Annotated in this window: 17 protein-coding genes; 10 read left to right on the top strand and 7 right to left on the bottom strand. The window is 65.6% G+C overall.

Features of this window, described 5'->3' with window-relative positions; translation table 11 throughout:
* Window positions 1-391: 391 nt before the first annotated feature.
* From mfd to HMPREF0307_RS03780, 4 genes are all read right to left on the bottom strand, one after another.
* Window positions 392-4,042 (bottom strand): transcription-repair coupling factor, encoded by a 3,651-nt coding sequence (mfd, locus tag HMPREF0307_RS03795; protein WP_197418381.1) that lies wholly within the window; start codon window positions 4,040-4,042, stop codon window positions 392-394.
* Window positions 4,043-4,651, bottom strand: coding sequence for a TetR/AcrR family transcriptional regulator (locus HMPREF0307_RS03790; protein WP_066487536.1), 609 nt, complete (start codon window positions 4,649-4,651; stop codon window positions 4,043-4,045). It abuts the gene before it with no gap.
* A gap of 523 nt (window positions 4,652-5,174) precedes the next feature.
* On the bottom strand, window positions 5,175-6,398 hold the full coding sequence (locus tag HMPREF0307_RS03785) for an MFS transporter (protein ID WP_255356846.1): 1,224 nt from the start codon (window positions 6,396-6,398) through the stop codon (window positions 5,175-5,177).
* Window positions 6,399-6,750: 352 nt separating this feature from the next.
* Window positions 6,751-8,382 (bottom strand): multicopper oxidase family protein, encoded by a 1,632-nt coding sequence (locus HMPREF0307_RS03780; RefSeq protein ID WP_066487530.1) that lies wholly within the window; start codon window positions 8,380-8,382, stop codon window positions 6,751-6,753.
* A 49-nt stretch (window positions 8,383-8,431) separates the two neighbouring features.
* On the opposite strand from HMPREF0307_RS03780, the gene HMPREF0307_RS03775 reads away from it, so the two are divergent.
* The 7 genes from HMPREF0307_RS03775 (at window position 8,432) to HMPREF0307_RS03745 (ending at window position 15,007) form a co-directional block, all read left to right on the top strand.
* Entirely contained in the window at window positions 8,432-9,664 is a 1,233-nt protein-coding gene (locus HMPREF0307_RS03775; protein WP_066487528.1) for an MFS transporter, read from the top strand.
* Window positions 9,665-9,716: 52 nt separating this feature from the next.
* Window positions 9,717-11,174 (top strand): bifunctional UDP-N-acetylglucosamine diphosphorylase/glucosamine-1-phosphate N-acetyltransferase GlmU, encoded by a 1,458-nt coding sequence (gene glmU, locus HMPREF0307_RS03770; RefSeq protein ID WP_066487526.1) that lies wholly within the window; start codon window positions 9,717-9,719, stop codon window positions 11,172-11,174.
* A 47-nt stretch (window positions 11,175-11,221) separates the two neighbouring features.
* Window positions 11,222-12,196 carry a ribose-phosphate diphosphokinase gene (locus tag HMPREF0307_RS03765; RefSeq protein ID WP_066487521.1) on the top strand — a complete coding sequence of 325 codons (975 nt, stop codon included), beginning with the start codon at window positions 11,222-11,224 and terminating at the stop codon, window positions 12,194-12,196.
* A 55-nt stretch (window positions 12,197-12,251) separates the two neighbouring features.
* A complete protein-coding gene (locus HMPREF0307_RS03760; protein ID WP_066487518.1) occupies window positions 12,252-12,524 on the top strand; it encodes a hypothetical protein in 273 nt (90 codons plus the stop codon).
* A 215-nt stretch (window positions 12,525-12,739) separates the two neighbouring features.
* Window positions 12,740-13,396, top strand: a complete 657-nt coding sequence (locus HMPREF0307_RS03755; protein ID WP_066487514.1) for a 50S ribosomal protein L25/general stress protein Ctc — start codon at window positions 12,740-12,742, stop codon at window positions 13,394-13,396.
* Between the two features lie 93 nt (window positions 13,397-13,489).
* Window positions 13,490-14,053 (top strand): aminoacyl-tRNA hydrolase, encoded by a 564-nt coding sequence (gene pth / locus HMPREF0307_RS03750; RefSeq protein ID WP_066487504.1) that lies wholly within the window; start codon window positions 13,490-13,492, stop codon window positions 14,051-14,053.
* A gap of 21 nt (window positions 14,054-14,074) precedes the next feature.
* Entirely contained in the window at window positions 14,075-15,007 is a 933-nt protein-coding gene (locus tag HMPREF0307_RS03745) for a fumarylacetoacetate hydrolase family protein (RefSeq protein ID WP_082723217.1), read from the top strand.
* On the opposite strand, the gene HMPREF0307_RS03740 is transcribed toward HMPREF0307_RS03745, so the two are convergent.
* Entirely contained in the window at window positions 15,004-16,155 is a 1,152-nt protein-coding gene (locus HMPREF0307_RS03740) for a PucR family transcriptional regulator (protein ID WP_066487495.1), read from the bottom strand. The two genes, HMPREF0307_RS03745 and HMPREF0307_RS03740, sit on opposite strands and share 4 nt — an antisense overlap.
* A gap of 149 nt (window positions 16,156-16,304) precedes the next feature.
* Between HMPREF0307_RS03740 and HMPREF0307_RS03735 the strand changes: the two genes are divergently transcribed.
* Together HMPREF0307_RS03735 and ppk2 are read left to right on the top strand one after the other, a co-directional pair.
* The gene (locus HMPREF0307_RS03735; protein ID WP_070593846.1) at window positions 16,305-17,747 is read left to right on the top strand and encodes an MFS transporter; all 1,443 of its coding nucleotides are present in this window, start codon (window positions 16,305-16,307) and stop codon (window positions 17,745-17,747) included.
* Between the two features lie 119 nt (window positions 17,748-17,866).
* Window positions 17,867-18,766 (top strand): polyphosphate kinase 2, encoded by a 900-nt coding sequence (gene ppk2, locus HMPREF0307_RS03730; RefSeq protein WP_066487492.1) that lies wholly within the window; start codon window positions 17,867-17,869, stop codon window positions 18,764-18,766.
* A 175-nt stretch (window positions 18,767-18,941) separates the two neighbouring features.
* Here the strand turns inward: ppk2 and HMPREF0307_RS03725 are convergent, their stop codons facing one another.
* Both HMPREF0307_RS03725 and HMPREF0307_RS03720 read right to left on the bottom strand, forming a co-directional pair.
* The gene (locus HMPREF0307_RS03725; protein WP_181734615.1) at window positions 18,942-20,414 is read right to left on the bottom strand and encodes a glyceraldehyde-3-phosphate dehydrogenase; all 1,473 of its coding nucleotides are present in this window, start codon (window positions 20,412-20,414) and stop codon (window positions 18,942-18,944) included.
* A gap of 73 nt (window positions 20,415-20,487) precedes the next feature.
* Window positions 20,488-21,477, bottom strand: a complete 990-nt coding sequence (locus HMPREF0307_RS03720) for a nitronate monooxygenase (RefSeq protein ID WP_082723215.1) — start codon at window positions 21,475-21,477, stop codon at window positions 20,488-20,490.
* A gap of 30 nt (window positions 21,478-21,507) precedes the next feature.
* Here HMPREF0307_RS03720 and pth (HMPREF0307_RS03715) point away from each other — a divergent pair, with 30 nt between their 5' ends.
* Window positions 21,508-22,173 (top strand): aminoacyl-tRNA hydrolase, encoded by a 666-nt coding sequence (gene pth / locus HMPREF0307_RS03715; protein WP_082723214.1) that lies wholly within the window; start codon window positions 21,508-21,510, stop codon window positions 22,171-22,173.
* The last annotated feature ends 20 nt before the right edge of the window (window positions 22,174-22,193 follow it).

Genomic DNA, 22,193 nt, shown 5'->3' with positions numbered 1-22,193 from the left:
GCATTTGTCGAACAGGGGTATTCGAACAGGGGTAATGAGGCAATAAACGTGCAGGTCCGCGCGTTTCGGCGCGAGCGTGCCGGTGGCATCGGTTAGCTTGAAGGTCCACTGTCAATCGGAGGACCGAAAGGATAGCGTTATGTATTCCCTGTTCGCTGCGGCCAGCGAGGCCGGGCTTGGCCCGCTGATCCAGCTCGCAATGCTCCCGATCGTGTTGAGCTCCGTGCCAATTCTCGCTATCACGACCTAGACACCCTTACTGCGAAAGGAGAACGCTATGAAACTGTCATCACCGATGGACTTTGGCCAGTCGCTGTTGGACGCAGGACTGGGCCCGTCGATGCTCTGCGCACTGAGCTCGCTGCCGTTCCTGCGCAACGTCTAGAAAGCGCTACTCGCTTACGGAAATAACGTTGCCCATCTTCCGCGGGGTCTTGCCGCCGGTGACGTCCACCTGATCGATGTCGAACATCTGCGATAGGAAGTCCGCGACCCACTGGACGAGCTCGACGTCGCGCAGGAGCGGGTCGCGCACGTTGCGGCCGGCCTTGGGGAACGACAGCTGGATGGCCTTCGCGGCCGCCCGGTAATTCGAGCCTGGGAAGAGACGCTTGAGACGCACCTGCTTGGAATCCGCGAGCTCAACCGGGTGGACCTTGATGCGCGTGCCTTGGACCGTGATGTCTGAGACGCCGGCGCGGCGGGCCTGATGGCGCAAGCGTGCGACGGCGAGGAGACGCGAGACCTCCTCGGGCACGGGGCCGTAACGGTCTTCCATTTCCTCCACGATGAGCTGGAGATCCGCGTTGTTCTTCGAGGCCGCGAGCTTGCGGTACACCTCGAGGCGTAGACGCTCGGCGTTGATGTAGGCTTCGGGGATATGGGCATCGACAGGCAAGTCGATGCGGATCTCCTTGGGGCCTTCGTCGGTGGCCTTGGGGACCTCGCCGCGGGCCATGGCCTTGAAGGTCTCGACGGCCTCGCCAACAAGGCGGACGTAGAGATCGAAGCCGACGCCCGCAATGTGGCCGGACTGCTGCGCGCCGAGGACGTTGCCGGCGCCGCGCATCTCGAGGTCCTTCATGGCGACGGCCATGCCGGCGCCTAGGTCGTTGTTCTGGGCGATGGTCGCAAGGCGGTCGTAGGAGGGCTCGGTGAGCGTCGCGCCCTTGGGATACAGGAAGTAGGCGTAGCCGCGCTCGCGGGAGCGGCCCACGCGCCCGCGCAGCTGATGGAGCTGGGACAGGCCCATGTGGTGGGCGTTTTCGACGATGAGGGTGTTCGCATTCGCGATGTCGAGGCCGGTCTCCACGATGGTCGTGCAGACGAGCACGTCGTACTCGCGGTCCCAGAATCCTTGGACGGTCTTCTCAAGGAGCTCCTCGTTCATCTGGCCGTGGGCGACGACGATGCGCGCCTCGGGGACGAGCTCGCGCAGCTCGCGAGCTTTGGCCTCGATGTCGGAGACCTTGTTGTGGATGAAGAAGGTCTGGCCGTCGCGCAGGAGCTCGCGGCGGATGGCCGCGGCGACCTGCTTGTCCTCGTAGGCACCAACGTAGGTAAGCACCGGGTGGCGATCCTCCGGCGGGGTGAGGATGGTCGACATCTCGCGGATGCCGGCCATGGACATCTCGAGCGTGCGCGGAATCGGGGTCGCGGACATGGTGAGCACGTCCACGGAGGACTTGAGTGCCTTGATGTGCTCCTTGTGCTCGACGCCAAAGCGCTGCTCCTCGTCGACGACGATGAGGCCAAGGTTCTTCCACTGCACGCCTGTCTGAAGCAGACGGTGGGTGCCGATGACGATGTCGACGGAGCCGTCCGTCAACCCGCGCAGGATCTCCTTGGACTCCTTCGCGGTGGTAAAGCGCGAGAGGACCTGAATGTTGATGGGGAATCCGGCCATGCGCTCGCGGAAGGTATCGGCATGCTGTTGCGCCAAAAGGGTCGTCGGCACGAGGACCGCGACTTGCATGCCGTCCTGGACGGCCTTGAACGCAGCGCGCACGGCGACCTCAGTCTTGCCGTAGCCCACGTCGCCGACGACGACGCGGTCCATGGGAACAGGCGATTCCATATCGTGCTTAACGGCATCGATAGCGAGCATCTGGTCCTCGGTCTCGACGTACGGGAAGTTATCTTCCATCTCCGCCTGCCACGGCGAGTCGGGCGCAAACTGGTGGCCCGGCGCTGCTTGGCGCTTGGCATAGAGCTCGACGAGCTCGCCGGCGATTTCGCGCACGGCGGCGCGCGCCTTCTTCTTCGTGTTCTTCCAGTCCGAGCCGCCCATCTTGGACAGCTTGGGGGCCTCGCCGCCCGTGTACTTGGACAGCATGTCGAGCGAGTCCATGGGCACCCAGAGCTGATCACCCGGCTGGCCGCGCTTGCTCGGTGCGTACTCGAGCACGATGTACTCACGGCGGGACGTTTCATCGCCGGCTTGGATGGTCCTCTCAGCCATCTTGACGAACTTGGCGATGCCGTGGGTTTCATGCACCACAAAATCCCCGGCCTTCAAGGCCAAAGGGTCAACACGGTTGCGACGCTTGGCGGGACGGCGCTTGGCACCCGCGATGTCGCCCACGCGGTTACCGGTGAGGTCCGTCTCCGTAATGACCACAAGAGGCAGCGCCGCGGCGTCGCGGGCCTTGCGGATCTTGGGGAAAACCAGACCGGCATGCGACAGCGCCTGGTAAAGCGTCACCTCGCCAGGCGTGGGCTCCCAGCCGGGCGTGGCGACCTTGGCGGGAATGCCCTTCTCCGCGAAGCGGTCCACCATGCGCTTGATAGCGCCTTTGGCCGGCGCGATGAACGCCGCGCGCCCGCCCGCGTTCACGTGGGCGAGTAGCTCCGCCATCATCGCGTCGATCTGCTTGATATCGCCGCGCGGGGTGGGGCCCGGCTCGAAGTCGAGCGGCAGCGTCTCATCTTCTGGCGCGAAGAGCATGCCCGGCGGCGAGAACGTCCACAGCGGCAGCGACGCGTTGGCACACGTGATGTCCAAGGACTCAAAAGAGCGGTAACTAGAGGCAGAAGTGTCCAGGCCCTCCGCCGCGAGCGGCCCATCCGCGCCCATGGCGGCGGCCTCCCAGCCGGCGGCGAGGAACTCCGCGTCCGTGTCCACGAGGTCCGCGATGCGCGTGCGGATCTTCTCCGGCCCCACGAGCACGACGTGTGTGCCGGCGGGGAGGAGCTCTGGGAGGGTGACCATGGGGGCATCGGAAAGCACGGGCAGAAGAGCCTCCATGCCTTCGGCGGGAATCTTCTCCGAGACCTTGGCCAAAAGCTCCACCAACGCGGCGTTGCCCGGATGCGTGCCCATGAGCGACGCGGCGCGGGCGGCCACAGCGTCAGTGATAGGCAGTTCGCGGGCCGGGTAGACGTCCACGGAGCCGACCTCGATCTCCGCAATCGTGCGCTGGTCCGCGACGGAGAACTGCCGGATATCCGTGATTTCGTCGCCCCAGAACTCCACGCGCACCGGGTAATCAAGCGTCGTGGGGAAGATGTCCAGGATGCCGCCGCGCGTGGCGTACTCGCCGCGCTTGGCCACCATATCGACGTGGCGGTAGGCACGGAATTCCAGGCCGGCCACGACGTCTTCGAACTCGACCTCTAAAGACTCGGCGAGGCGAAGAGGCGCGCGGCCCTCCACGGTCTGCAACAAAGGCTGTGCGTAGCCGCGCGCGGCGGTTACGACAACGTCGAGCGAGTCAAGACGGTCGAGCACCTGCGCGCGGCGCCCCACGATGTCCGCGCCCGGCGAGAGGCGCTCGTGCGGGAGCGTCTCCCAGGACGGGAAATACGCCACCTTGGGTCCCAAGAGAGCCGCAAGCTCCGCCGTAAGATCCTCAGCCTCGCGGCCCGTGGCCGTGACGACGAGGACCGGGGCGCGGTGCGCCAGCGCGCCCAGCGCCCAGGGACGCACCTGGTCAATGCCGGTGAGGTGCAGCGAGGCCTCGCCCACGTGCGTGAGCATGCCCTTGAGCTTGGGATCCGTAGCCGCGACCTTGAGCAGGCCGGCGAGCATGGGGGTTGCCATCTAGGCGTGTCCTTTCAACTTAGGCTGGGCCTCCAGGCCCGCGAGCCCATTCCAGCAGAGATTCACGATATGCGCGGCGACGACCTCTTTGGACGGCTCGCGTTCGTCCAGCCACCATAGCGCCGTCATGGACACGGCACCAACGAGCGCCTGCGCGTAGAGGTTCGCCAGCGTCTCGTCCAGCCCGCGGTGATGGAAGGCCGTCGCGAGGATGTGGCTCACCTGCCCCACCGCGGTGGACAGCAGCGTGGCGTAGCTGCGGTCCGTTCCCGGCTTCGAGTCGCGCGCGAGGATGAGGAAGCCGTCGGTCTCCTCTTCGACGTAGGTGAGCAGCACGAGCGCGGCCTGCTCAATGCGCTCGCGCCACGAGCCCTCCCCCAGCGCGTCCGTGACGAGCTTTTCCAGCGCGAGCATCTCGCGGTCAATAATGACGGCGTAGAGCCCCTCTTTGCCACCAAAATGTTCGTAGACAACGGGCTTGGACACGGTCGCGCGGGCGGCGATTTCCTCCACGCTCGTGCCATCGAAACCCAACTCCGCAAACGCTGCGCGCCCCACTGCAATGAGCTGTTCACGGCGCTCACGCCCCGTCATCCTTTGTCGAACCATGCCTTCTACCCTATCGTCTCCCAGCTCGCGCGCAGCTTTCCGATGCCCCCCCCCTTTCCCTCCCGTCTCATGTCCGCCCCGCGTGCTAGGTTGATGCCGTCCCTTCCCTACAACCAGCCATGAGCCTCTTGATGAGACGCTGCCGCGCCATGTAGCCGCGGCCGCCTGTGGCTAAGAGCCGTCCGCCGAGCTCATCGCACAGTGCGCGGACGGTACGGTCGCCTCCGCGTCCGAGGTCTGGGTGCTGCGCCGCGGGACGGTGTATTCCGTGTCGCAGGGCGCCGAAGACGCCACGACCGGCGGCGGCCAAGACGGTGGACCTAGCGCGCAACCCGGTCCTCCCTGCTCGCGTGGAACAGAGAGGACCGGGTTGCGATTGTGCTTCCCCACCAGGACTCGAACCTAGAATGACGGTACCAAAAACCGTAGTGTTGCCGATTACACCATGGGGAAATCCGGCTGCGTAAACAACCGTTCTTAGAGGATACCCGACGGGGGCACCGCTACTGCAAACCGACCCGAATTATTCGAAATCGAGGTGTCGGGACTGGGCCGCGGCCGTGCGGCCGTGGACGAGGACGTAGACTCCGGCGGCCACGATGACGAGGCCAGCCATGAGCCAGTACATTGTCGTATACCCCGTCGCGGCGATGAGCGAGCCGAGCGCCAGCGGGCCGAAGCCGATGCCCACGTCGAGCAGAAGAAAGAGCGTAGAAATACCCGCGCCCATCTCGGCGAGCGGGACAAGACGCACGGAGATCGCTTGCACGGCTGGCATGAGCGAGCCGTAGCCCAGGCCCACGAGGGCGCCGGCGAGGACGACCTGCCAGTTGGTGTGTGCAGCGGCGAGCAGCGCCAGGCCCGCGACGAAAACGACGAGCGCCGGGTAGACCACCGCGTTGTCGCCGTGGCGGTCCTGGATGCGGCCGAGGACAAAGCGCATGACAAGGCTCACGCCGGCGTAGGCAAGGAAGAAGAAGCTGGCGCCGGTCGCGAGACCGGCGGCATCGGAGTACGCATTGATGAAGGTGATGATCGCGGCGTACGCGACGCCGACGAGCAGCATGAAGAAGCCCACGGGCGCGACCTTGGGGTGGACGATGGTCGCCAGCGAGAAGCGCGCGGCGTGGCGTTCCTGGGCCGGGGCACGGAGGAACATCGCTAGGGCGAGCGCCACCACGGTAAGACTGAGCACGGAGATAAAGACCGCGTTGTAGCCCAGCGAGTTCGCCAGCGCGAGGCCGGCCGCGGGTCCGACGGCGGTGGCGAGCGTCGTGCCGAGCGCGAAGTAGCCGGTGCCCTCGGCGCGGCGGTGGTCCGGGATGACGGACTGTGCGACGGCCATGACGGCGGTCGAGGCCACCGCGTAGCCGAGGCCGTGAATAAGACGCACGACGATGAGGAACGCGAGCGAATGCGCCGGGAAGTAGGCGACACAGGCCACGGCAACGACCGCGAGCGAGACAAGCAGCGAGGTCTTCCGGCCGACGGTGTCGACGACGTAGCCCGAGAAGAGTCGAGCGACGGTCGCGCCGACGACAAAGGAACTCGAGGCGAAGCCGGCGGCGGTCTCACTCGCCGCGAACTGCGTGGCGGCGTAGAGCGCCATGATGGTCACGAGCAGGTAAAAGACCATGAACTGTGCGAAGTTCACGAGCCAGGCGAAGACAAAGGTGGGCGTGATGAGCCGTGGGCTCGGCGCGCCCGGTGCGGCGGCGGGACCAATGGACGGGGACGTGGGAAACACCTCACATCGTGCGGGGACAAAAGAACGCGCGTTACCTTACTCCCCCGCCGCGGGGCTTTGCATGCCCGGTGCATGCGAACGGCGCGCGTGGTCCGTTCGGGGATCCGTCGCGCGCCGTACGAACGCCGTGTGAGGGCAGGAAGACGTGGGTTATTTCGTGGCGTCTCCTGGGGCACCATCCCGGTCTAGGGGTGAATTGCTTGGCACTTCTTTTCTCCTCTATACAATAAAAAGTTCATGTCTGAAGCGACTAAACCTTAATAAAGAATAAAGGCATACTACGTGGTCGCCGAGGTTACGGGGCACGGTTTAATCACAATCCTGTCGTTCAACAGGCGGCCGACACAGGAAGTTAGGCCCCTTGCGTCGGGGTCGCATACGGGCTGCGCGAGGCGTCGATGATCTGGCCGCCGTGGTGGGAGTGCGCCTTCTGCTCGAAGTAGAGCGCGGCGGCCTGAACGCGCACGTCCGGCTTCTCGCCTTTGTCCACGATGACGAACTGCCCCATCATGCCCTCGTCCTCGTGAAGGAGCATGTGACAGTGGTACATGTACGGAATCGTGGGATCCGGGTAGTGGCCGAACTCAACGAGCAGGCGCGCCGTCGTCTTTGGAGGCAGGTTGACCGTATCGTGCCATCCGGCCTCCGGCTTGGGACGCACCGTCACCGTCGTCGAGGCCTGCGCGACGTCCACGCCAAGCACCTTGAAGCGCGCGTCGTGAATGTGGAAGTTGTGCGGCCAGTCATCATTTTCATTCGTCACGGTCCAGATCTCCGGCTCGTCGTGGTCGATGACGACATCGACGCGCGCCATGTCCATGGACTCGCCGTTGATCATGAAGGTATTGAGCACAAACTCGCGCTCCGTAAGTCCCTCCTCGCTGGGGACCTCGAGCGCTGCGGGGTCGAGCTCGGCGGGCAACGCGGGGGCATCGGGGGCATCGGCAGCCGGGCCGATAATGCGGAGGAGGTCGAAGTTATCGCCGAAGCCGAAGTCTGAGGAGTACTCGTCGTCGGGCACGCCAAAGTTATCGGCGCGCGCGACGGACTGCAGGATGTGCTCCTCCCCCGGCTTGAGGTCGACGAGCACCTCGAGGCGTTGGCCGGGGCCGATGAAGGCCTCGTCGACGGTGAGCGGCTCGGGCAGCAGCCCGGCGTCCGTCGCGATGACGCGCAGCGGCGTGCCGTTGTGCATGGTAAGCGTGTAGAAACGCATGGACGCGGCGTTGAGGATGCGCAGGCGCACCCGGCGCGTCGTCGCCTCGAACTTCGCGTTCGTAATGCCGTTGACCACCGGCGTCGTGCCCAGCAGGCCGAGCGTCGAGTCGACGGAATGGTCGAGCTGGTTGTCGTCCGTGAACTTCGCGTCGACCAAGACGACGGGGATATCGTCCACGCCGTACTCATGCGGCAGCTCGAGGCCGTCCGAGACGTCGTCGTCGAGAATGAACATGCCAGCCAAGCCACGGTACGCATGCGTTGCCGTCGCCATATGCGGGTGCGGGTGGTACCACGTCGTCGCGGCGGGCTGCTCGATGGTCCACGTCGGCTTCCACGTCTCTCCGACCTGGATGGGCGAATGCGGGCCGCCGTCCGAATACGCAGGCAACTTCATGCCGTGCCAGTGCACCGTGGTCATCTCGATGAGGTCATTGGTGATCTCCGCGCGGACCTTCTCCCCCTTGTGTGCGCGCAGCGTGGGCCCCAGGTACGGGCCATTGAAACCCCACGTGCGGGTCTCCGACGCGCCGGGCAGAATCTCGGAGTGGCCGTCCTGCGCTGTGAGCTTGAAGACGCGGGTGTCGCCGTCCTTCTCGCCTTCGAGCAGCGGCGGGATGGGCAGCGGGCGGGGCTCGGAATCATAGCCTCGGGGCGGGGTCTGGCTCTTTTCTGCGGTGTCGTCCGAGTCCGAGCACGCGGCGAGTACACCACCGGCGGCGAGGAAGACGGAACCTTGGACAAAGAGGCGACGCGTGAGACTCATGTGTCCTACTTTAAACGCTCGAGCGGGGTGTGGCCTACCCTTGAAAAATATGAAAACGAGTGAGGAATCCAACGCACGCCGCTTCGTGTGGGCCAATGGTCTGCAAAACGTCGGCGACCAGCTCGTCTCCGGCAAGACGGTGCTGCCGTGGCTCTTCCATGCGGCGGGCGTGCCGGGCTTCTTTACGGGTCTGCTTGTGCCGCTGCGCGAGTCCGGCTCCATGCTCCCGCAGGCCGCGCTCACGCCCTGGGTCACCACGCATGCCGGCCGCAAGCGCCTGTGGGTCTTAGGCTCGCTCGGCCAAGCCGCCTGCGCCGCGGTCATCGCGCTCGCCGCATGGCTTGCCGATGCCGCCCTCCTCGGCGTCCTTGTCGTCCTTGCGCTCGCAGGGCTCGCGATCTTTCGCGCGCTGTGTTCCATCACGGGCAAAGACGTGCAGGGCCGCACGATTTCGAAGGGCGCGCGAGGCGAGGTCACCGGCCGCGCGGCCCGGCTCGGCGGCGCGGCGACGCTCATCACGGGCGTCGTGCTCGCGGTGCTCGGCGACGTGCCGCGGTGGGGTCTTGCGCTGTTGCTCGCGGTAGGCGCGGCGACGTGGCTCATCGCAGGCGGCATCTTCCGCGGCGTCGAAGAACCGATCCCGGACGAGGATGTGGAGGCTCAGGGCCTCAATAAGTCTTGGTGGAAGGATACGTGGGAGCTCTACCGCGGCGATGAGAAGTTCCGGCGCTTCGTCAATGTCCGCGCGCTGCTGCTCGTCTCCGCACTGTCCACGTCGTTTATCGTCGTGCTCTCGCGCGACGCGGGGCAAGCGATGCTCTCCGGGCTCGCAGGCTTCGTGCTCGCCTCAGGCCTGTCCAACCTGCTAGGCGGGCGCCTGTCCGGTGTGTGGTCGGACCGGTCCTCCCGGACAGTGATGGCCGCGGGGGCGGCGGGGGCATCGGCAGTTTTGCTGGCCTTGGTGGCCTGCGCGTGGTGGGCTCCGGCGAGCCTCAACGCCTGGGTCATGCCGCTGGGATTCTTCTTAGTCAACCTCGCGCACACGGCCATTCGCGTGGCGCGTAAGACGTACGTCGTAGACATGGCTGGCGGCGATAAGCGCACGCAGTACGTGGGCGCGGCGAACACGATGATGGGCGTCGTCTTGCTCATCGTGGGTGGAATTTCGGCCGTCATCGCGCTCGCGGGACCGGCCCCGGCGCTGCTCTTTTTGGCCGCCATCGGGCTGCTGGGCGCCTGGCGCGCCCGTGGTCTCGACAACGTCTCGCGTGGGAACGTTTAGAATGTGTGCCTAGATACTTTTTGACTCGACATTTTTGTGAGGAGCTATTCCTTTGGCTGATACCACCGATCTCGCCATCCTCGTCCTCGCCGCCGGCGCAGGCACCCGCATGAAATCCGCGAAACAGAAGACCCTCCACGAGATCGGCGGGCGCAGCCTCCTGGGCCACTCGCTCCACGCGGCCGCTGGCCTGAACCCGGCACACCTCGTCGCCGTCGTGGGCCACCAGCGCGAGCAGGTCGCCCCGGCCGTCGAGGCCATCGCTGCGGAGCTGGACCGCGAGGTCCTCGTCGCCGTCCAGGAAGAGCAGAACGGCACGGGCGACGCCGTTGCCGCAGGCCTCGCGCCGCTGCCGGACTTCAACGGTACCGTCATCGTCACTAACGGCGACGTCCCGCTGCTGCGCCCGGAGACCATTCAGTCCCTCTTCGAGGCGCACGTCGCCGAGTCCAACGCCGTGACTGTGCTTTCCATGTCGTTGGACGACCCGACGGGTTACGGCCGCATCGTTCGCGACGGCTCCGCCGTGACGGCCATCGTGGAACAAAAGGACGCCGCCCCGGAGCAGCTCGCGATTACCGAGGTCAACTCCGGCGTCTTCGCCTTTGACGGCGCCATCCTGCGCGACGCGTTGGGCCAGCTCAACTCGGATAACGCACAGGGCGAGCTCTACATCACGGACGTGCTCTCCATCGCGCGCGACGCGGGCCACCGCGTGGGCGCCGTCGTCGCCCCAGACCCGTCCGAGCTCGCCGGCGTCAACGACCGCGTCCAGCTCGCCGCCGCGGGCCGCGCGCTCAACGAGCGCGTCGTCGAGGCCGCCATGCGCGGCGGCGCCACCGTCGTCGACCCTGCTACCACGTGGATTGGCGTCAACGTCACCATCGGCTCCGACGTCATCATCCACCCCAACACCCAGCTGTGGGGTGCCACCTCCATCGCCGACGGCGCCGAGGTCGGCCCGGACACGACGCTGACCAACATGCAGGTCGGCGCGAACGCCCACGTTATCCGCGTCCACGGCTTCGACTCTGTCATCGGCCGCGGCGCCAACATCGGCCCGTACACCTACATTCGTCCGGGCACCGTCGTGGGCGAAGAAGGCAAGCTCGGCGGCTTCGTCGAGGCCAAGAATGCCCAGATCGGCCGCGGCACCAAGGTCCCGCACCTCACCTATATTGGGGATGCCACCGTGGGCGAGTACTCCAATATCGGCGCGTCCTCCGTCTTCGTCAACTACGACGGCGTGAACAAGCACCACACCACCATCGGCAGCCACGTGCGTACCGGCTCGGACACCATGTTCATCGCTCCGGTGACGGTCGGTGACGGCGCCTACTCCGGAGCGGGTACAGTAATTAAGGACGACGTTCCTGCGGGAGCCCTCGTCGTCTCCGGCGGCAAGCAGCGCAACATCGAAGGTTGGGTGGAGCGCAAGCGCCCGGGCACCGCGGCAGCAGACGCCGCCGCGGCGGCACGCGACGCACAGCCGACGAACGACGATAAGTAATCGCAGAAACTTCCCGCCACAACTGACAAGGAAGGCAACACCCAGCCATGACCGGCAAGGTAACTGGTAGCAGCAAAAACATGAAGCTCTTCTCCGGGCGCGCACACCCGGAGCTGGCAGAGGCAGTCGCTCGCGAGCTCAAGACCGACTTGGTCCCCACCACCGCCCGCGACTTCGCCAACGGCGAGATTTTCATCCGCTTTGAGGAATCCGTCCGTGGCGCGGACTGCTTCGTCATGCAGTCCCACACGCAGCCGCTCAACAAGTGGCTCATGGAACAGCTCATTATGATCGACGCTCTGAAGCGCGGCTCCGCCAAGCGCATCACCGCGATCCTGCCGTTCTACCCCTACGCCCGCCAGGATAAGAAGCACCGCGGCCGCGAGCCGATTTCCGCCCGCCTCGTCGCTGACCTGCTCCAGGCCGCCGGCGCAGACCGCATCGTCTCCGTCGATCTCCACACGGACCAGATCCAGGGTTTCTTCGACGGCCCGGTCGACCACATGCATGCGCAGCCTATCCTCGTCGACTACATCAAGTCGAAGTACGCCATGGATAACCTCGTGGTCGTCTCCCCAGATGCCGGCCGCGTCAAGGTCGCTGAGAAGTGGGCCCACGACCTGGGCGACGCTCCGCTCGCCTTCGTCCACAAGACCCGCTCCACCGAGGTCGCCAACCAGACCGTGTCCAACCGCGTCGTTGGCGAGGTCGAGGGCAAGGATTGCATCCTCCTCGACGACATGATCGATACCGGCGGCACCATCGCCGGCGCCGTCCGCGTCCTTAAGGAAGCGGGCGCCAAGTCCGTCGTCATCGCGTGTACGCACGGCGTTTTCTCCGACCCGGCGCGCGAGCGTCTGTCCGAGTGCGGCGCAGAAGAGGTCATCACGACCGATACCCTCCCGCAGTCCACCGAGGGCTGGTCCAACCTCACGGTGCTGTCCATCGCCCCGCTGCTGGCACGCACCATCAACGAGATCTTCGAGAACGGCTCCGTCACCACGCTGTTCGAGACGCACTAAGCGCGCATCTCGCTTCTTCCCCGCTCGGCCTCACGGCCCAGCGGGGATTTTTGTTGTGCAATCTTTATCACCGCAGTACTCACACACCGCTCGCGGGCGCGACGCCGAGGCGTATGGCGCCGTCCATGTCGCCCAGGGCGAGGAACCGCGCCCGCCTAAGGAGCCGGAGCCGGAAGACGGCCAGGAAGAGTCCGTGCTCGTCGACGATGAAGGCTGGGGCGTCGTGAACGACAGCGAGGTCCGCGAGTTCATTGAACTTGAGCACCCTGCCGCGGCCACTGCGGAGGCCACTGCGGAGGAGGCAGAGGACGAGACGGACGAGCGCTAAGTATTTGGTGTCCGGGCCGATGCGTTGCTAGGATATATCCGTCTCGGCGAGGGCGAGCGGTCACATGACCGTAAGCCGTTATCGACGCGATTGTGAACTTCTAAGCATATAAGCCTGCGATGACTCCTCCCCAGACGTCCATCGGCAGGCTTTCGTCGTTCTTGCGCCGTATCATTGAGCCTCGCCACACACTGATTAACCGCAAGGAGAATTTTATGTCTAACGAGACTCCGGTCATCAAGGCTACAGCCCGCAACGAATTCGGCAAGGGCCCGGCTCGCCGCCTGCGCGTCGCCGGCCAGGTCCCGGGCGTTGTCTACGGCCACAGCACCGACCCGGTCCACTTCTCTGTTGACCGCCTGGAGATCACCGCTCTGGTTCGTAACCACGGCGTCAACGCTGTTCTCGAGCTCGAGCTCGACGGCGAGCAGCACCTGAGCATGGTCAAGCACGTCGACCAGAACGTGCTGACCCTCGACATCGACCACATCGACCTCCTCGCCATCAAGCGCGGCGAGAAGGTTGAGGTCGAGGTCCCGGTCGTCGTCGAGGGCGAGCCGGCACCGGGCACCGAGTACTACCAGGATGCAGACGTCATCCTGGTTGAGGCTGACGTTCTTAACATTCCGGAAGAAATCGTCGTCTCCATCGAGGGCCTGGAGGACGGCTCCGTCGTCACCGCCGCCGACATCACCCTGCCGGAGAACACCACCCTGGTCGCCGACGCCGAGACCGTCATCGCTTCCGTCTCCATCCCGCAGGTGGACGAAGAGCTCGAGGCCGCCGCTGAGGCAGCTGAAGAGGGCGGCGCCGAGGCTGGCGCTGACTCCGCTGAGGACGCCGCGGCTGCCGCAGCCACCGAGTCCGAGTAATTCTCGCCTCATTCGCCGCGTTCCCCGCATGGGGTGCGCGGCGTTTCGCCGTTTTTCAGGCGGCTTCGCCCACGCCCACGCGGGCGTGCGAGAATGGAACGCGTGACTGATTCTCCCCTTCTCATTGTTGGCCTGGGCAACCCGGGCGCCCAGTACGCGGGCACGCGCCACAACATCGGCTACGACGTCATTGACGAGCTGTGCGACCGCGTGACGCCCATGGCTACGAGCTTGAGCGTCCATAAGAAGACGAACACGTTCGTCGCGGAGCTCGGCGCCGGGCGGCTCACCTCGCGCAAGACGATCCTCGCCCGCCCGCGCTCGTTCATGAACCTCTCCGGCGGGCCAGTCAAGGCCCTCGCGCAGTACTTCGGCGTGGCCCCCGCGGACATCGTGGTCATCCACGACGAACTCGAGCTCGACTTCGGCCAAGTGAGACTGCGTACGGGCGGCGGGGACCACGGCCACAACGGCCTGCGCTCCATCACTAAGTCCCTGGGCACCAAGGATTACCAGCGCCTGTCCATCGGCATCGGCCGCCCACCGGGCCGCATGGATCCCGCCAGCTTCGTGCTCAAGCCGTGGTCCAAGCGTGAGGCCCAGGACATCCCCATCGTGTGCGCTGATGCTGCCGATGCCCTCCTCCGCGCCGCGTAGGCACGAGTACACTGTCCCACCATGAGACTTGCTACGCTGCGCACCCCTTACGGCACGACGACCATCCGCGTCGAGGGCGACAACGTCGGTATTGAGCTCGACCACGAGGACGTGGGCGCGCTCCTGCGCACCGAGGACTGGCGCAAGGCGGCCGCGCTGTCCGGCGAGCCCGTCGCCTTCGCGCCCGAGGACCTGGCACCCGTTATTCCGCACCCGGGCAAGATCATCTGCGTCGGCCTCAACTATGCCAAGCATATCCGGGAGATGGGTCGCGAGTTCCCCGACGTCCCCACGCTGTTTATCAAGTTCCCAGACGCGCTCACCGGCCCCTACGACGACGTGCACATCCCGCCGTTCGGGCAGTCCAAGCTCGACTACGAGGGCGAGCTCGCTGTCGTCATCGGCCGCCGCGCCCACCACGTCACCGCCGCCGAGGCGCTCGACTACGTAGCGGGCTACTCCATCATCAACGACTACACGCTGCGCGATTTCCAGCGCGCGACCACGCAATTCCACGCCGGCAAGTCCTTCTACCGCACCGCCGGCTTCGGGCCGTGGCTCACGACCTCCGACGAGTGGGCGCCGGGCGGCGGCGCGCGCCTGACCACGACCGTCGACGGCGAGGTCCGCCAGGACGACAACACGGACGATCTCATTTTCTCCGTCGCTCGGCTCATCGAGTTCTGCTCGCAGCTCTACCCGCTCCACCCGGGCGACGTCATCGCTACCGGCACGCCCGAGGGCGTCGGCTTCGCCCATAAGCCGCAGGCCTTCATCCAGGACGGTCAGACCGTGCGCATCGAGATCGAGGGCCTGGGCCATATCGCGAACCAGACCATCTACGACCACTCGGTGATGCCCTCCATCGTGGGCGAAGACCTCCTTGGACACGGGCACAGCGGCAACTCGGACGGCTGCGCCTGCGGCGGCGACTGCTCCTGCGGCGCGCACTAATCACCGGACGAACCCCCGCCGAGCTCCCGCGCATAGCGCAGCCAGAGTAGCTCCATGCGCGTATCCGGCTCGGTGAGGCTGCGACCCGTGACCTCCTCGAACTTCGCGACACGGTGGCGCAGCGTGTTCTCGTGCACATATAGCCCCGCGGCGGCCTGCTTGAAGCTCAGTCCCGCGTCCAAATACGCCCACACCGACTCGAGCAGCATCGCGCCGGTCTCAGGGGCCTCAGCGAAGACAGTCTCGTAGCGCGCCTGCACGATGGCCGTGACCGCAGGGACCTCCGGCACGGCGAGCCGCCACGACAACGCGGCGGCGTCCCACCACCCCGTCCGGCCCGGCGGCAGCGCAGAGAGCACGCGCCTCGCCCCAGCCCAGGACTCCCCGGCTTCGGCCAGCGAAGTGGAGGGGCCTGCGGCGAGGAGAACGGGGGCATCGGCAAGCTGGGCCGTGGCGGGAATAAGCGCGGCGATGACATCGCCGACCTCGGCCGCGACCGCCATCGCGGCGGGCGTCGAGCCCCACTTCTCCACGTAGGCGACCCACTCGTCCGGGTCCGCGGCCATGCCGAGGGCTACGCGGTACGCGATATCCGGCAGGCCGAGCCGCCGCGCGCGGGCGGCAATCTCCAAGCCCGAATGCTGCGGCGCGGCGATAAGGCGCAGCAACTCCGCCTTAGCCACGCGGCGGCGCACGGACTCACCCACGCTCGCCGCCCGATATTCACGCACGGCCTGCTGCATGAACCACTCACCCACCTCCCACATCGCGTCCATGGCGGTAAGACAGTCCTCGACCGGAAGCCCACGCGTCCGCGCGATGTCGCTAAACCGCCGCTGCGTCGAGGTGAGCGCCAGACGGTAAGCACGCAACAACGAATCGACCTGCACGCCCTGACCTAGGCGGCGCAGCGCGACACTGGGCACGGCCGGAAGCTGCGCTGCAGAACCGCTCGCAACGACGTCGAGGACCACATCGATAATCCCGCCCACGGAGGCCACAAGCTCGCGGCGCGGGACGTCCGCGTAGTCCGGCAGCTCCTCGTGGATATCGCCCACGGCGTGCACCGTGAGGTCCTCGTGCTCACGGCGCAGCTGCGCCACGACGGTCGCCAGCGTCGCGTAGGGAATGGAGTTATCCGGACTCATGCATCTCGATTGTAGGAAACTCCAAACGCGCACGTGAACTATTAGACAGAACCCCATTGAATATGATGTATATCACGGGAGATAGTAGTGGGCATCGCGTCGCCCCAGCCGCGACGTGCCCTGCACGCCTGATCCTCTTGGAGACACTCATGCCCACTTCCCTTTCCGCGAGCCTCGCCAAGGCCGCTGACGTCATGGAACCCACCCGCACCCCGCGCCAGAAGCGCAAAGCGTTTTTAGGTGCCATCGCTGGCCATCTCATCGAGTGGTACGACTACGGCGTCTACGGCTTTGTAGCCATCTACGTCGGCCAAGCCTTCTTCTCCGCCGCCACGCCTGCCATCGCACTGCTGTCCTCTTTCGCGACCTTCGCATTGTCGTTCTTTATGCGTCCGCTCGGTGGATTCATCTTTGGCCCGCTCGGCGACCGCATCGGTCGCAAGAACACCATGGCACTGGTCATGGTGCTCATGTCCGGCTCCACTTTCTGCATTGGGCTTATGCCCACCTACGCCGCCATCGGTTTCGCGGCACCGGCCCTGCTCATCCTCGCCCGCTGCGTCCAGGGCCTATCCGCCGGCGGCGAGATCGGTACCGTGACCTCCTATGTCGCGGAGTACGGCGGCGCCAAGCGCCGTGGCCTGGCCACCTCGCTGCTCATGACGATTGCGGTCTCCGGCCTGCTCCTCGGATCCATCGTCGCCAACGGCCTCGCGGCCATGCTCGGCGACGAGGCGATGCAGGCCTACGGCTGGCGCATTCCGTTCCTCGTCGCGGGCCCACTCGGCCTCATCGCGGCCTACATCCGCTCGCGTCTCGAGGATTCCGCCCAGTTCGAGGCCATCGCCGAGTCCGGCCACCAGGAAAAGCGCCCTTTGCGCGCCCTGTGGAAGTGGAAAGGCAACCTGCTGCTCGTGGCTGGCTCCATCTCCCTGCTGGCCTCCATGTTCTACATGGTCCTCACGTTCTCCTCGACGTACCTGGTCAACACGCTGGGCTTCACCGCCACGGAGCGCTTCTGGTTCATCACCGTCGGCGGCGCCACGGCCGCATGCCTCATGCCACTGGGCGGACTCATCACGGACGTGTGGGGACGCCGCCCGTTCCTCATCCTCACCTCCGCGCTCACCGTGCCGGCGGTCTGGTGGTTCTTCTCCTCGGCCCCGGGCGCTACAGCGCAGTCGCTCTTCCTGCCATTCATGGCCTGCTGCGTGCTCTTCGGCCTCTACTCCTCGACCCCGTACGCGGTGATGACGGACATGATTCCCACGCAAGTCCGCGCCACGGGTATCTCCATGGCCTATAACTTCCCCGTCGCCATCTTCGGTGGCTCCGCCCCGTTCATCGCGTCCTACCTCATCAACCTCACCGGGGATATCACCTCGCCGATGTACTTCTTCATCGGCACCGCAGTGCTGTCGTTCCTCTCCAGCTGCCTCATCTCCCGCCGCCACTACTCCCGCGTCAAGGCTGCCGATGCCGCCCTCCTCGGCGTCATCGCCTCCTCCCGCGCCTTAGCCGACGCCGTCGCTACGGAAGCCGCCGAGGAAAACGCAGCGCAAACCTCCTCTTCGGCGCGCGCTACCCCATAGCGGAACTCTGCGTCTGTGCGTCGCATGCCCCGAATGGCCAGATCACTGGGTTCGCCCCCACCATTCTGGGGCTAGCGGCGTTTTCGCATGTCTAAAGTTCCGCTAATAAGCTGTTAAGTATGAGCAAGAATACAAAGCGCACCAAGCCCGCCAAACTCGACAAGGAAGCCTACGAGGCCGAACTCAAGCGTCTCCAGGCCGAGCTCGTCGAGATGCAGCAGTGGGTCGTCGAGACCGGCGCCCGCGTCGTCATCATCATGGAAGGCCGCGACGCCGCTGGCAAGGGTTCCGCTATTAAGCGCATTACCCAGTACCTGAACCCCCGCACGTGCCGCATCGAGGCGCTGCCCAAGCCCACCGATCGCGAGTCCGGCCAATGGTACTTTCAGCGCTACATCGAAAAGCTGCCCACCGCCGGCGAGATCGTCATCTTTGACCGCTCCTGGTACAACCGCGGCGGTGTGGAGCGCGTCATGGGCTTCTGCACCCCGCAGGAGCACGTGCGCTTCCTTCACCAGGCGCCGGTCCTTGAGCGCATGCTCGTCGAAGACGGCATCATCTTGCTCAAATACTGGTTCTCCGTCTCCGACGAAGAGCAGATCGCCCGCTTCAAATCCCGCCGCAACGATCCGCTGCGCCGCTGGAAGCTCTCCCCCATGGATCTCCAGTCCATTACCCGCTGGGAGGACTACTCCCGCGCGAAGGACGAGATGTTCGTCCACACGGACACGCCCACCGCGCCGTGGTACACCGTGGAGTCCGAGGACAAGAAGCGCTCGCGTATCAACGTCATCAACCACATCCTGAAGACGATTCCGTACCAGCACGTCCCGCAGGATGTGCCGGAAATCCCGGAGCGCCCGGACGAGAGCGGCGAAGAGTACGAGCGTCCGCCGCGCGATGATTTCTCCTACGTCCCCGACGTCGCCTCCGAGTTGGAGCGCGACAAGGTCGCCGCCGCGAAGAAGGCTAAAAAGGCTAAGAAGGCCGCTAAGAAGTCAGGCAAGAAGAAGGACTAGCCTCCCACGCCACTGAAATAGCCATTTCGCCCGAATTAGCTCCGATTTTCCGACAAATCGGATTCTTATTCGGGCGAAATGGCTATTTCACTGCATAAACAACTTTCGACGTCGCGAAGATCAACGAGCCGCCCCGCGAAGCGAATTCGACGGGGCGGCCTTGTGCGTCTAGCGCTTAGAGCTCAGCGGCGGACTTGCGCGTCGGGAGAACCGTGGGGCGTGCGCCGGCGAGTTCCTCGACGATGCGGATGACCTGGTTCGAGTAACCGAACTCGTTGTCGTACCACACGTAGAGCACGAGGTGCTTGCCGGAGGCGATGGTCGCCAGGCCGTCGACGATGCCCGCGTGGGTGGAGCCGACGAAGTCCGAGGAAACGACCTCCGGGGAGGCGATGTAGGAAATCTGCTGGCGCAGGTCCGAATGGAGGGAGACGTTGCGCAGGAAGTCGTTGACCTCGTCGGCCTCGACCTCCTTGGCGAGCTCGAGGTTGAGCACAGCCATGGACACGTCCGGGGTAGGAACGCGGATGGCATTACCGGTGAGCTTGCCCTCGAACTCCGGCACGGCCTTGGAGACGGCCTTGGCAGCGCCGGTCTCCGTAAGCACCATGTTGAGGCCAGCGGCACGGCCGCGGCGCGGGCCCTTGTGGAAGTTGTCGATGAGGTTCTGGTCGTTGGTGAACGAGTGCGCGGTCTCGACGTGGCCGTGGACGACGCCGTAGCGGTCGTTGATGACCTTGAGCACCGGAGTGATGCCGTTCGTGGTGCAGGATGCGGCAGACAGGATCTTGTCCGTGTCCTCGATGTCGCCGTGGTTGATGCCGTAGACGATGTTCTTCAGGTCGCCCTTGCCCGGAGCGGTGAGCAGGACGCGAGCGATGCCCTTGGACTTGAGGTGCTGCTCGAGCCCCTCGCGGTTGCGCCACACGCCCGTGTTGTCGACGAGGATGGCGTTGTCGATGCCGTACTCGGTGTAGTCGATGGATGCCGGATCGTTGGCGTAGATCATCTGGATCTTCGTGCCGTTGGCCCAGATGACCTCGTTCTCCTCGTCGACGGAGATGGTGCCGTTGAAGGCGCCGTGGACGGAGTCGCGGCGCAGGAGGGAGGCGCGCTTGATGATGTCGCCGTCGCCCTTCTTACGGACCACGATGCCGCGCAGACGCACGCCGTTGTAGGCGGCCTCGCGAGCGATGAGGATGCGGGCAAGCAGGCGGCCGATGCGGCCGAAGCCGTAGAGCACGACATCGACCGGCTCCTTCTGGGTGTCCTTGCCAATGACGTCGGCGAGGGCGGACTCGACGAAGGCACGCAGGTCGGTCTCGCCGGAATCGGCGAAGTCGAGCGCGAGCTGGCCCAGATCGATAGACACGGAGGCCAGGTTAAGGTCGACGAGAACCTCGAGAATGGGGAGGGTCTGCGCGGTGGAGAGTTCCTCGCCGGCGACGCGGCGGGCGTAGCGGTGTGCCTTGACAATGTCGATGTCAGTGACACCCTCGAGCAGCGAGCCGAAGATCGACGTCACGACGTTGGAGCGGCGCAGCGTGTGCAGCAGCGGGATCATCTTCTGAGCGCGCTCGATGCGCTCGTTCCAGTCGTCGTGGCCAACCTGGGCGTTTCCGGTCACTTCAATCAATCCTTTACTCATGGGGTTGTCACATAGAGTGCGCAAAAGGGGTTAATGCAACAACACATAATATCCGAACCGGGCACGCAATTTACTAAAGACGCTGAAGTATCTCCGCCACACTACCCCCGCCGAGTCGCTCGGGCTCCACGCCCACGAGACAATAGGCCACCGCAGGGTCCTTCTGCGCACGTCGCGTCTTGAGCAGCGGGCTCAAATGCGGGTAAATGGGAGCCATGTCTGGGTGCGTGCGGGTGTAGTCCGTCGCGAGCCCACGGGCGTAGCGTCCGGACAGAGCGCGCGTCGAGACCGTCTCCCCGCCGCTCGCTATGAGCTCGCGATTGCTTTCGGATGTCCCCGCCTCCTCCGCGAGCAGGAACGCCGAGCCGCAGCTCACCTTGGCCACGCCGGGCCAGCCCAGGGCCTCCTCAACGTCCGCGTGGTCGCGCAAGCCGCCGGCCGCGATGAGCGGAATGGCAAAACCCTCGGCCTCGAGCGCCGCGTGGACGTCCGCAACGAGCTCACGCAGCGGCCGCCAGTCCGGTTCTTCCTCGATGGTCCACGTCCCGCGGTGCCCGCCTGCGTCGGCGCCCTGGACGCAGAGCACGTCGACGCCCCGGCGCGCGGCCACGAGGGCATCGGCCGCCGTCGTCACCGTCGTCCACGCCTCGATTCCTGCTTCGTGGATGCGTTGTATTTCCTCGTCGCTGAAGGTTCCGAACATCGACCAGATGACGGCGGGACGGTTGTCGTGCGCCAGTGCGAGGGCGAGCTTCTCATGCCATCCAAACGTGTAATCCACGTGGCCGAGCACAACGCCCTCTTCATCCGAGATGGTCTGCGCGGCCGCCCACAGGTCCTTGGTGAGCGGCGGCTGCGGGTGGAAGAGGTTGAGCCCAAAGCGCGCCCCCTCCATAGCGTCGAGCTGCTGCGCGACGACGTTCATAGGCGACGTGCCGAGCGCAAGGGCGCTGAATGAGCCGGCGGCATCGGCAGCACGCACCAGGGCGGGCGTGGTGGGGCCGCCGGCCATGGGGGCGACGATGACAGGCGACGGGAAGGAATCGATCACGCGAGTACTCATGCGGACATCCTACGTGCGAGACTGGAACGCATGGTTGGTTTTATTTCGAAGATTCGCGCGCTCTTCGGCGGCGCTGGCGCACCCGACACGCGGGGGCCGGTCGCGCTCGACCCGGCATCCTTGCAGGCCGAATGGCTCATCGTGGGACTCGGCAACCCGGGTGCACGCTACGCGGCGACGCGCCACAACGTGGGCTACATGGCCATCGACGATCTCCTCGCTGACGCCGGGGACGTGCTCGCCCCCGTGCGCGGCATCAAAGCCGAGGCCGCGCAGATCGACATCAATGGCACGCCCGTCGTCGTGGCGCGCGCAACGACGTTTATGAACCTCTCGGGCGAGGGCATCGGCCCGCTCGCCACAGCGCTCGGCGTCGGGCCGGACCGCGTCATCGTCTGCCACGACGAGCTCGACTTGCCCGCGCACAAGCTACGTCTCAAGCTCGGCGGCAACGAGAATGGCCACAACGGACTCAAGTCGCTCACGGAGCACCTGGGCACCCGCGACTACCTGCGCGTGCGCATCGGCATCGGCCGCCCGGCCAAGTCCGCGCCGCAGCCCATTCCCGACTGGGTGCTGGGGCCTGTCGACGACGGCCACGACTTCGATACCGCCATCGCCACGGCCGCCCGCGGCGCCCGGCTCATCGTTGCTCGCGGCCTGAACGCCGCGCAGAACGACATCCATTCGCGCTAAGCCCGGCGCGCAGCAGTTCG

The organism is Corynebacterium sp. DNF00584, assembly GCF_001552965.1.
Classification (GTDB): Bacteria; Actinomycetota; Actinomycetes; order Mycobacteriales; family Mycobacteriaceae; genus Corynebacterium; species Corynebacterium phoceense.
The sequence above is the reverse complement of the archived record's forward strand: the minus strand, read 5'-3'. Positions and strand labels throughout refer to the sequence as shown.

Bases quoted from the DNA above. Each gene is read 5' to 3' on its own strand.
- mfd (WP_197418381.1), bottom strand. From the start codon at position 4,042: ATGGCAACCCCCATGCTCGCCGGCCTGCTCAAGGTCGCGGCTACGGAT.
- HMPREF0307_RS03790 (WP_066487536.1), bottom strand. From the start codon at position 4,651: ATGGTTCGACAAAGGATGACGGGGCGTGAGCGCCGTGAACAGCTCATT.
- HMPREF0307_RS03780 (WP_066487530.1), bottom strand. From the start codon at position 8,382: ATGAGTCTCACGCGTCGCCTCTTTGTCCAAGGTTCCGTCTTCCTCGCC.
- HMPREF0307_RS03775 (WP_066487528.1), top strand. From the start codon at position 8,432: ATGAAAACGAGTGAGGAATCCAACGCACGCCGCTTCGTGTGGGCCAAT.
- HMPREF0307_RS03765 (WP_066487521.1), top strand. From the start codon at position 11,222: ATGACCGGCAAGGTAACTGGTAGCAGCAAAAACATGAAGCTCTTCTCC.
- HMPREF0307_RS03755 (WP_066487514.1), top strand. From the start codon at position 12,740: ATGTCTAACGAGACTCCGGTCATCAAGGCTACAGCCCGCAACGAATTC.
- pth (WP_066487504.1), top strand. From the start codon at position 13,490: ATGGAACGCGTGACTGATTCTCCCCTTCTCATTGTTGGCCTGGGCAAC.
- HMPREF0307_RS03745 (WP_082723217.1), top strand. From the start codon at position 14,075: ATGAGACTTGCTACGCTGCGCACCCCTTACGGCACGACGACCATCCGC.
- HMPREF0307_RS03740 (WP_066487495.1), bottom strand. From the start codon at position 16,155: ATGAGTCCGGATAACTCCATTCCCTACGCGACGCTGGCGACCGTCGTG.
- HMPREF0307_RS03735 (WP_070593846.1), top strand. From the start codon at position 16,305: ATGCCCACTTCCCTTTCCGCGAGCCTCGCCAAGGCCGCTGACGTCATG.
- ppk2 (WP_066487492.1), top strand. From the start codon at position 17,867: ATGAGCAAGAATACAAAGCGCACCAAGCCCGCCAAACTCGACAAGGAA.
- HMPREF0307_RS03725 (WP_181734615.1), bottom strand. From the start codon at position 20,414: ATGAGTAAAGGATTGATTGAAGTGACCGGAAACGCCCAGGTTGGCCAC.
- HMPREF0307_RS03720 (WP_082723215.1), bottom strand. From the start codon at position 21,477: ATGAGTACTCGCGTGATCGATTCCTTCCCGTCGCCTGTCATCGTCGCC.
- pth (WP_082723214.1), top strand. From the start codon at position 21,508: ATGGTTGGTTTTATTTCGAAGATTCGCGCGCTCTTCGGCGGCGCTGGC.